Source organism: Magnetococcales bacterium (assembly GCA_015228935.1).
Taxonomy (GTDB): Bacteria; Pseudomonadota; Magnetococcia; order Magnetococcales; family DC0425bin3; genus HA3dbin3.
In genome coordinates this window covers 17895-27283 of the sequence record JADGCO010000026.1, presented here as the reverse complement: position 1 = coordinate 27283, position 9389 = coordinate 17895, and the positions used below count along the sequence as shown (strand labels likewise).

Here is a 9389-nt window from a genome sequence, read left to right as displayed (position 1 = left end):
CAGTTTGGCCGAATAATTTCCTGTATATTAGTTGCGTTGGAACAGCTAGACAAATAAGTTTGATATATTTGCATGAATTATTGATCGAACAATCGGGTCAGCCAGTTTACAAACTCGCGTGCAGTCTGGGTATCAGGATTCAGGGCCTGCCTGGTGATGGCAAGTCCCATGGGAGTACCAGGTTCGTCCTGCCAAGCCAGATACGTATGCAGATCAGCCTTGCTGCGGTGCGAATTTTTGAAAGTGGTCATGTTGTTTGCATGCGCTGTGCTGACACACTGCCGTGCCTGTTCCAAGGCTTCAGATGGTGCCATCTCCATCAGAAAGTCCTCAATCCTGCCCCGCAACCTGTTATCAGGCATGATCCAGATTCCCAGCGTCGGCCTTTCGGAAGATGTCCAAATGGTTCCAGTGGGATCTGGATTGTCAGTCACGGGATAGCCGCTCACATCCATACCATTCCTGATCTGATTCCAGCGAAAATCCGCAGCCGTTTTTTCGTCGGCGTCCATAACAATACCGATGCACTCCATATCGGCCCGCAAGAGCAGGGCATCGGCACGTTGGATGACTCCGATATCGTTTCCACATTGGAAAATGCCAAAATTTTGCGGAATATGAAAATGTTTGCAAAGGGCCAGAATGACGTGACAATCATTTTTTCCCTCAACCAGAAGCACTTTGTTGCCGTTGTGTGAACAGGGAGATTCCATCAACGCATCTCCACCCTGGATTCCAGGGCATTGCCCAGGGATCGCAACGCATAGGGAGTACATTTGGCCCCAAGAGTCGGATGGGCATCCAGACGAAAAAAGGCCCCGCTTTCCGGATGAACCTGCCAGGCACCATGAAAACCTTCGATGCAATCCTTGCTGTGTGTGGTTGCAAAGACCTGGACATTCAGTCGGGCTGCCAAAAGAAAGACAATGCGCCACAGCTTGTCCTGGACGGACCAGTGCAAACCGTTCTCCGCCTCATCGAGTAGAAGAACACTGTTTTCGGCATTGACCAGGGCCAAAATGATATGGAACAGGCGCACTGCGCCATCTCCTAGACTTTTCAGGGGAATTCTTTCTTTTGTTCCCTCAATGCGGACGACGGGTAAACGTCCTGAACGATCTTCGGAATTTCCAATCAAGGCGATTCCACTTATGGCGGGTTCGATAATATTGAGGGCATGGATAACCTCTTTCTCCAACTCTGTAAGATTAACCAGGTCCCAAAGATAAGCGGCTTCACCATAATGCAGTCCCTGAGATGATACATATTGTGTTAACCTTATCGAAAACAATTTTCTTTTTGGAACCGCATACCCTATTTTTTCTTCTCCAGGGATAAATCTTTTTATTTCTCCATGGATATCGGATACCACATAAATTGAATATTGTTCATCTTCATTCAGTAATGAAGGGTCAGTAACTGGCGTATATTTTAATCTTCCCGTTTCGACAATCTCAGTCATGTATGGCAAAATGTAAATCTTTAGCCTATCAGGATTTTCCAGACTGCCCATACGGATGCCATCTTCTGGACGGTCAGGAAATAAATGGCCCCTGAATAAATGTCTGATTGGGTCGTTTGGTACTTCTTGCCCAGATAATTCAGCATCGTTTTTTTCTGACAGGACATTTTCGTTTCTTGATTTGATTAAATCATTCAATAATAAATGGTTTGCATTATTAAAATAAATATTCAGCGCTTCCAGGAGACAGCTTTTGCCGGTACCGTTTTTGCCGGAAAAAAGATTGACACGCCCCAGGCGCGCTATTTCCAGCTTCCTGAAAAGTCTGAAATTGGATATTGATAACGAATCCAACATGTTCAACCTCTCCCGGCCCTGTGTGGATACCCTGTTCGTCTGCATGATGTGTATGGGAAAACTTTATTGATTTTATGGCCATGATCATCGTTTCGGCCATTTGGAAACAGTTTTGGAAACAATTTTTTGTTGGGGCTTCGCCCCAAACCCCACCAGGACTCTGTCCTGGACCTGCCAGGGAGCCAGCCCCCTGGACCCCGTTTTCGCCAAGCCCCTGCCCATGGCCGAAACGATGATCAAGGCCGATTTTATCAAGCGGTTTTCTTGCGAAATTTTTGCATCTCCTTGAGTTCCGAGGTGCGCAAAATCCAGATGGCCACCAGATAGAGAACCATGCCGGCGACGATGATGGTGGGCAGGATGAGGGTTTGTTTCAGGGTGGAAAGGCCTGCATGCCAGAAGGTGTCCCGGCCCCAGATCAGGCCGCCACCCATGGCTGCCGAGGCCAGCAGGGTTTTGCCCAGGGTGACGAGGAAGGGCCGTCCAAGGCGAAAACCGGTCTGCCGATGCAGATAGTAGAGCAGCAGCGTGACATTGAGGTAGGAGGTCAGGGTGGTGGCCAGGGCCAGTCCCACATGTTTCAAAGGAAACATGAGGATGACGTTGAGAACCATGTTGATGACCAGGCAGAAGATGGCCACCCGCACCGGGGTTCGGGTATCGTGGCGGGCGAAAAAGGCCGGGGCGACCACCTTGACGCCGGTAAAGGCCATCAGACCACAACTGTAGGCCAGGAGGGCCTGGGAAGTGGCGTGGGTGGTGTGGGCATCAAATGCCCCGCCCTGAAACAGCATGACCAGAATGGGTTCGCGCAGGATAACAAGGGCCACACTGGCGGGCAGATTGACCAGGGTCACCACCCGCAGGGCAAATTCCAGATCGGCATTGAGGCCTTGTTCATCGTTGCGGGCCGCCTTGGCTGCAAGGGCGGGCAGAATGGCCGTGGCCATGGCAATGCCGATCAGGCCAAGCGGAAACTCCACCAGACGGTCGGCATAGTAGAGGTAAGAGATGGAGCCGACCGGCAGCCAGGAGGCCAGAAAGGTATCGAGGATCAGACTGATCTGGGCCACCGAAACCCCCAGGATGGAGGGTCCCATCAGGTGCAGGATGCGACGAATCGCCGGATGACGGGGGTCCCAGCGCAACCCCAGCGGCAACCCAAGACGGGCCATGGCCGGAAACTGCACGAGCAGTTGCACAATACCACCGACCAGGATCCCCAGGGCCAGTCCCACCACCGGGCGTTCAAACCAGGGTGCCGCCACCAGGGCACCCAGAATGATGAAAACGTTGAGCAGAATGGGCGTGGCAGCCGGAATGGCAAACCGCCGGTAACTGTTGAGAACGCCTCCGGCCATGGCCACCAGGGAAATCAACAAGATATAGGGAAAGGTGATCCGGGTCAGATCCACGGTCAGGCGATATTTTTCCGGATCATCCCCGAAACCGGGGGCAATCACCATGAGCAGGAGGGGCATGGCCAGCTCCCCCAACGCCACCACCACCATCAGAATGGCAGCCAGGGCAGTAAACACGACCATGACCATGTGCCGCGTTGCCGCCAGGTCGTCCTGGACCTTGTAGGTGCTGAATACCGGGACAAAGGCGGTGGCAAACGCCCCCTCGGCAAACAGGCGGCGCAAAAAATTGGGCAGCTTTTGCGCCACAAAAAAGGCATCCGCCTCCATCCCCGATCCAAATCCCCGGGCAATCACGACATCCCGGACAAAGCCCAGAATGCGCGATAAGAGGGTGAAAAAGCTGATGGTCCCCACCGCACGCAACAGGTGATGACCTCGTCCGGATGGTGCTGAAGGGGGCATGGACACAGAAAAACCTTTGACGGTAACGGGTGGCTTGAATACCCTGAAACATTACGTGTCAGGGTCATGGCATGGTGCCTGTGGCCCCAGATCATTTCAAGCAAAGGGAGTCTGCGTCAAGTGGCCAATATCAAATCCGCCATGAAGCGTGCCCGGCAGACAGTCAAGCGCAATCTGCGCAACCGGGACGCCAAATCGCGCATGCGCACGTTTACCAAGAAGGTGTTGACTGTTGTTGAAACGGGTGATGCCGCCAAAGCACAGGAAGCGCTCCGGGCGGCTGTTTCCCTGCTCGCCATCTCTGCCCGCAAGGGTGTCATTCACAAAAACCAGGCTGCTCGCCGCATGCGCCGACTGAATGCCAAGGTCAAAGTGCTGGCTACCGGTACCTGACCCATTTTTTCCCGGCCAACAGAGGCAAAAAGGTTTGACGGGTTTTTTGCCTCCTGCCCCGGGAAAGGGTGGAGTACTCTGACGACCTGGACCTGTTCCAGGTCGGAGTGGATCCTTGAATCATGGAGTTTACTGACCTTCCCATTCCCGAACCAGTCATGGCGGGTATACGCGACTGCGGGTTTTCCCTTTGTACGCCGATCCAGGCCTTGACGCTTCCTCATTTGCTGGCGGGTCGTGATGTCGCCGGGCAGGCACAGACGGGAACCGGCAAAACCGCAGCCTTTCTGATCGCCTTGTATTCCCGGATGCTCGCCACGCCGCGCACCAAAGCCGCGCCCAATGGACCTGACAGCCCACGCGCCCTGATCATCGCCCCCACCCGCGAACTCGTGGTCCAGGTGGAACGGGATGCCCGTGCCCTGGGTGCCCATACGGGATTTGCCATCGCCGCCCTCTATGGCGGAGTTGACTACGAAAAACAAAAACTGCAACTCTCTGCCAGCCGGATCGATCTCCTGATCGGCACGCCAGGACGGTTGATCGATTTTTATAAACAAAAAATCTATACCGTCAAAGAGGTCGAGGTGCTGATCATCGACGAAGCCGACCGCATGTTTGACATGGGGTTCATCGCCGATTTGCGCTATCTCCTTCGCCGGCTTCCCTCCTTCGAAAAGCGCCTCTCCGTCCTCTTTTCGGCGACCCTCTCCTATCGTGCCCAGGAGCTTTCCTACGAGTACATGAACAATCCCGTCATGTTGGCGGTGGAAAGCGATGTCAAAACCGCCGCCATGGTGCGACAGTTTCTCTATCATGTCGAATCTGGCGACAAGATTCGTCTGCTGGTGGGCATCCTGCGCGTCGAACTGGCCGAAGAGACCACGGCGGGCGGGGGACGGGTCATGATTTTCGTCAATACCAAGCGCATGGGTGAAAAGCTCAAAGATTGGCTGGATGGCAATGGCATCAGCGCCGGATATCTCTCCGGGGACGTTCCCCAGATCAAGCGTTTGAAAGTCCTGCAACGGTTTCAGGATGGAGAGCTGCCGGTCTTGATCGCCACGGATGTCGCCGGACGTGGTTTGCATATTGCCGGGGTGACACATGTCATCAATTTTGATCTGCCCGAAAATGCAGAGGATTATGTGCATCGTATCGGGCGCACGGCCCGGGCCGGGGCGGCGGGTGATGCCATCTCCCTGGTCGATGAGGAAGGGGCCTATCATCTGGAGGCCGTGGAAACCTTCATTGGCATGAAAATACCGGTTTCCTGGGCTGATGACACCATGTTGCCGGAACTGAAGCGACCGCCACGCTCCGCTGCCTCGGTCCATGCCCGTCCACAACGGAATGAGCGCCGTGACAGGAAAGGAAAATCCATCTCGTCCAGGCCGGTCCGCGAAACGACTTCGCAGCATGTGGACGCTGTCGCAACCGACAGCAAGATGCCCGACAGCAAGATGCCCGACAGCAAGACACCTGATAAAAAAACCAGGCGGCCACGACGCGCCGCCGTTTCACGTCCTCGGGCGGGTGCCACATCAGATGCCATTGCAGGTGCCATTCCTGGCGAGGGAGCCTTGCCAGCAGAAAGTTCCGAAAATCCCACCCCCACCCCTGCCCCCGCCAAAAGACGCCGGCGACGCAACCGTCGCTCCGGCACTGCCCAGAATGGTTCTCAGGCTGGAACCACGACCCCGGAGTTGGTTGCCCGTGGTTCCCCGACGGAGGATGTCCAGGATTCATGATGCCGCGACATCCATTTATTTGACGCATCGAACGGAGCATACCCATGGCCCAATCCAAGCCCCCGACGCCTCCTTCCCCGCCCGCACCTCCGGCTGAGTCGCAAAATGCTGATCAGCCTGTCTTTCATGTGGTCAAGATTTATTTGAAGGATCTCTCCTTCGAAAATCCCAACACACCGGAAGTTTTCCAATTGAATCAGGAACCCCGGGTTGATTTCAACCTCTCCAGCAGCACAACGGCCAAGGAAAATGGTCACTACGAGGTGACCCTGCATGTGGTGACCGATGTCAAGCTGGACAACAAGACCATGTTTCTGGTGGATGTGACCTATGCAGGATTGTTCCTGATCCGCAATGTACCCGAGGAACATGCCGAGGTGTTGCTGGGGGTGGATTGTCCCACCATTCTGTTCCCCTACTTGCGGCATGTGATTTCGGCGACGGTGACCGAGGGAGGATTCAAGCCCTTGTTGTTGGATCCGATCAATTTTGCGGCCCTTTTTCAACAGGCCCGTGCCCAGCGGCAAGCCCAGCAGGCCAAGCCTCCCGGACAGCTCACCCAGTAACGTTCATGAAAATTCCTGGGCGGTACCGCAGCCGCCCAGGCGAAATTCCTTGATTGATTGAAATTAAAATATTTTGGTCTCTGCCCAGGTATAGATTCCCGGCAGGCCGCGAAACCGTTCGCCTTCATCCAGGCCGTAGCCGGTTACGCGCAGATGGGGCACTTCAAATCCAATCCAGGTAATGGGCAGGGGCTGGGCGTTTTCCACGGTGCGATGGAGCAGGACACCCAGGCGAATGGAAGCCGGAGCCAGGGTGCGCAGCCGTTGCAACAGAGAAGCGAGGCTGTGTCCATAATCCAGGATGCCATCGACCACGACCAGATCGCGCCCGTGCAACAATTTTTGATCATCCGGGGTGAGCCAGTCGGGTGTGGCGGGGGGACGGCGGGGAATGAAAACCACGGGCCAGGGTTGGGGCATGGTACGCAGGAGATCCACGCCAAACAGGATCCCTCCCTTCAGCACCACGACCAGAACCGGGTTGGCTCCGGTTAAGTCACGCTCAATCTGTTCCGCCAGCTCGCGGATGCGTTCCTGTAAATGATCCGGATCGATCAAGAGGGTAAAATGTTCCCTGGAGAGGTCGTTGCCAGCACCTTTCCGAAATTTTACCTCTTGCGGCATGGATTTTCTCCCTGTTCTGCGGCATGCATTTCTACCAGCGATATGGATACCGTTTTTTTGACAAGGAGCAAAGGAGCGGTGTTGCGGTACTGGCGCGATTTATTGTGTTGCTTCCATGGAAATCCTGTCCGTGCCGCCCTGGAGCGTGGATGCGGCGATACGGCGCAGCGAGGAGCGCAGATCTGCGTGCGAAGGAGGCATATCTGATCGTTTAAACCGGTTGATTTCAGAAAGAACACGTTGATCCAGCACGGAGCTTGAACGGGTTTTCTCTTCACGACGCAACGTGTTCCACAAATCTGTTTCGCCGGCGGCAAGACGCAGCCACTGATTCAGGTAGCCATGGAATCCCTTGCTCAAATCCTGGACCCTCTCACGCCAATTTTCTTCTTGCAATGCCGCTTCCAGTTGCCAGGCTGGTGAATCGGGTGATGCCGGAGAGACAGTTCTGCCCTCCGTGGCAAGCAGACCGTGCCGTTGCCCGAAAAAAATGACGATGCTGTTTTGGGAATTGGTTTGCAGCAAATCCAGCAATTGCTCGCGCCCTATCGCCTGTAATTCGACAGATTGAGGTCCGTCCACGTCCAGGCGAAAATCTGCCTGTTTGGCACATGCGGCTGGCCGCAGGGCTTCATGATGCCACGCATCCAGCAATGTTTCTTGCAAATCCATATTTTGTTGATTCGTTTGTGCATTTTGCATATGTATCTGATGACTTGCAAAATGAGCTTCATGCAAGGATTTTTCATCCGCTTGAGTTGTCATTCCCGGGAAATCCAGGAGAGGGTTTTCCAGCGGTTCTTCCCCTGAATGAAATATTTCTTCAGGAGCATCCGGAACGAGGTGTTCCAGAAATATTTCTCCAGGTGCCATTTCAGGAGGTGTTTTGAGTGATTTCAGGGCATTTCTGGCATAAGGATTATTTTTGTCAATATCCAGAATCTCGTTGAACATATCCCTGGCTTCGTTGATCTTGTTTTGGCGGGCCAGCAGGCGGCCCAGTTCAGTACGGGAATGAACGTGTTGCGGATCAATGCGCATGGCCTCGCGGAACAGGGCTTCGGCTTCGGGAAGCCTATCCTGGTTGACCAGCAGGCGGCCCAGTTCAGTACGGGAATGAATATCTCGCGGATCAATGCGCATGGCCTCGCGGAACAGGGCTTCGGCTTCGGTGGGCCTCCCCTGGTTAACCAGCAGGCGGGCCAGTTCTGTATAATTACTCAAATTATTCGGATCGCGCCGGATTGCCTCCCAAAAAATCCACTCCGCCACTTCGACCCGACCTGAGACTCGCATGGCCCTGCCATACAGGTTCCAGGATATGCCATTCCAGGGTTCCAATTCCAAAGCACGTTGCAACAAACGCAAGGAAAGGAGGGTGGTTTGGCGGTTGGAAGTGCACAAAAGAGTCCTGGCAGCAACACTCACGGCGCGGACAAAAAAATCGGTGTTTCCGGTTTTGGTCACGAAATCTTCATGTCTGGAAAACAAATTTTTCAGATCATCTGTCAGGGCGGTAAAATCACGACCCTGGAGATACTTGTCCAAAACTATTTGCAAATCATCCGGATCGGGAGATCGCAGATGTTGAGCCTTGGATTTTCTGGCCTGGGAACCTTTTTTTGATGGGAGTACCTCTTTGGCCCACCATTCAATCCGTTCCCGGGAGACTCCTGCCAGAACCGGATGCGACTGATCCAGAATTGGCTCCAGCCACCGCCGCCAAGTCTCCGGTTTTTGGGGGTACATGGCACGTAGCGCCCGAAATTTTCTGATGAAATCTTTTTCGGAAGGAGCATGCGGCAACCATGCCAGCAAACCGCTGATCCAGGGAGGTTGAGTCGCTGCAGATTTCCCCGGACATTGCCGCAATCCCTGCAAACCGATATGCAGATAATAGCCTGGCAGGAGATCATCCGCCTGGGAACACAAATTGTGCCAAAGTGCAGGCAATTGTGGCGCATGGACGGGGGACCCGGACAGGACCTGATAAAAAGCCAGGAGCGGATCCCGTGATGGGGCCAATTGCAAAACCGGCAGAATGCTGCGGTAACGTGGCAAATGAGTCCTCACATGCCTGGCAAATTCTGGCAATTGCAAATACCCCGCCCCACGCGCCCCCTGCACCAGACAGAAAACATGCCGTGAAAATCCAAAATGATGCCGCTCTTCGGCAGACCACGCCAAAAATTCATCAACCCATTGGGTCATGGTAGTGTCCAGGAGCTTGATGTGGGGATGCTCCTTTGGCAACCCCCCAAAAACCATGCTCAAGGTTTCGGCAAGATCCGCCTGCTCGTAGCCGGGCACGGGCACACGACCCCTGACAACGTCATCCCAGACGGCACGGGGATCCTGTGCAAACCGTCGCAACCAGTTGTCAAGACGCTCCTGATGCACGTCTCCACAC

Annotated in this window: 8 protein-coding genes; 3 read left to right on the top strand and 5 right to left on the bottom strand. The window is 54.4% G+C overall.

The genetic code is table 11. From position 1 onward, the window contains the following. Positions 1-77 precede the first annotated feature (77 nt). From HQL65_08390 to murJ, 3 genes are all read right to left on the bottom strand, one after another. Complete coding sequence (locus HQL65_08390) at positions 78-713, bottom strand: hypothetical protein (protein ID MBF0136245.1); 636 nt, start codon at positions 711-713, stop codon at positions 78-80. Then, positions 713-1819 carry an AAA family ATPase gene (locus HQL65_08385; GenBank protein MBF0136244.1) on the bottom strand — a complete coding sequence of 369 codons (1107 nt, stop codon included), beginning with the start codon at positions 1817-1819 and terminating at the stop codon, positions 713-715. Before HQL65_08385 ends, HQL65_08390 begins: the two co-directional genes overlap by 1 nt. A 251-nt stretch (positions 1820-2070) precedes the next feature. Continuing rightward, complete coding sequence (murJ, locus tag HQL65_08380) at positions 2071-3645, bottom strand: murein biosynthesis integral membrane protein MurJ (protein MBF0136243.1); 1575 nt, start codon at positions 3643-3645, stop codon at positions 2071-2073. Positions 3646-3765: 120 nt separating this feature from the next. Between murJ and rpsT the strand changes: the two genes are divergently transcribed. From rpsT to secB, 3 genes are all read left to right on the top strand, one after another. After that, complete coding sequence (rpsT, locus tag HQL65_08375) at positions 3766-4038, top strand: 30S ribosomal protein S20 (GenBank protein MBF0136242.1); 273 nt, start codon at positions 3766-3768, stop codon at positions 4036-4038. A 122-nt stretch (positions 4039-4160) separates the two neighbouring features. Next, complete coding sequence (locus tag HQL65_08370) at positions 4161-5789, top strand: DEAD/DEAH box helicase (GenBank protein ID MBF0136241.1); 1629 nt, start codon at positions 4161-4163, stop codon at positions 5787-5789. A gap of 44 nt (positions 5790-5833) precedes the next feature. Further along, the gene (gene secB, locus HQL65_08365; GenBank protein MBF0136240.1) at positions 5834-6355 is read left to right on the top strand and encodes a protein-export chaperone SecB; all 522 of its coding nucleotides are present in this window, start codon (positions 5834-5836) and stop codon (positions 6353-6355) included. Positions 6356-6418: 63 nt separating this feature from the next. Here secB and HQL65_08360 read toward each other — a convergent pair whose 3' ends face one another. Together HQL65_08360 and HQL65_08355 are read right to left on the bottom strand one after the other, a co-directional pair. Next, positions 6419-6979, bottom strand: a complete 561-nt coding sequence (locus HQL65_08360; GenBank protein MBF0136239.1) for a hypothetical protein — start codon at positions 6977-6979, stop codon at positions 6419-6421. A gap of 99 nt (positions 6980-7078) precedes the next feature. Next, on the bottom strand, positions 7079-9379 hold the full coding sequence (locus HQL65_08355; protein MBF0136238.1) for a tetratricopeptide repeat protein: 2301 nt from the start codon (positions 9377-9379) through the stop codon (positions 7079-7081). Positions 9380-9389 lie beyond the last annotated feature (10 nt).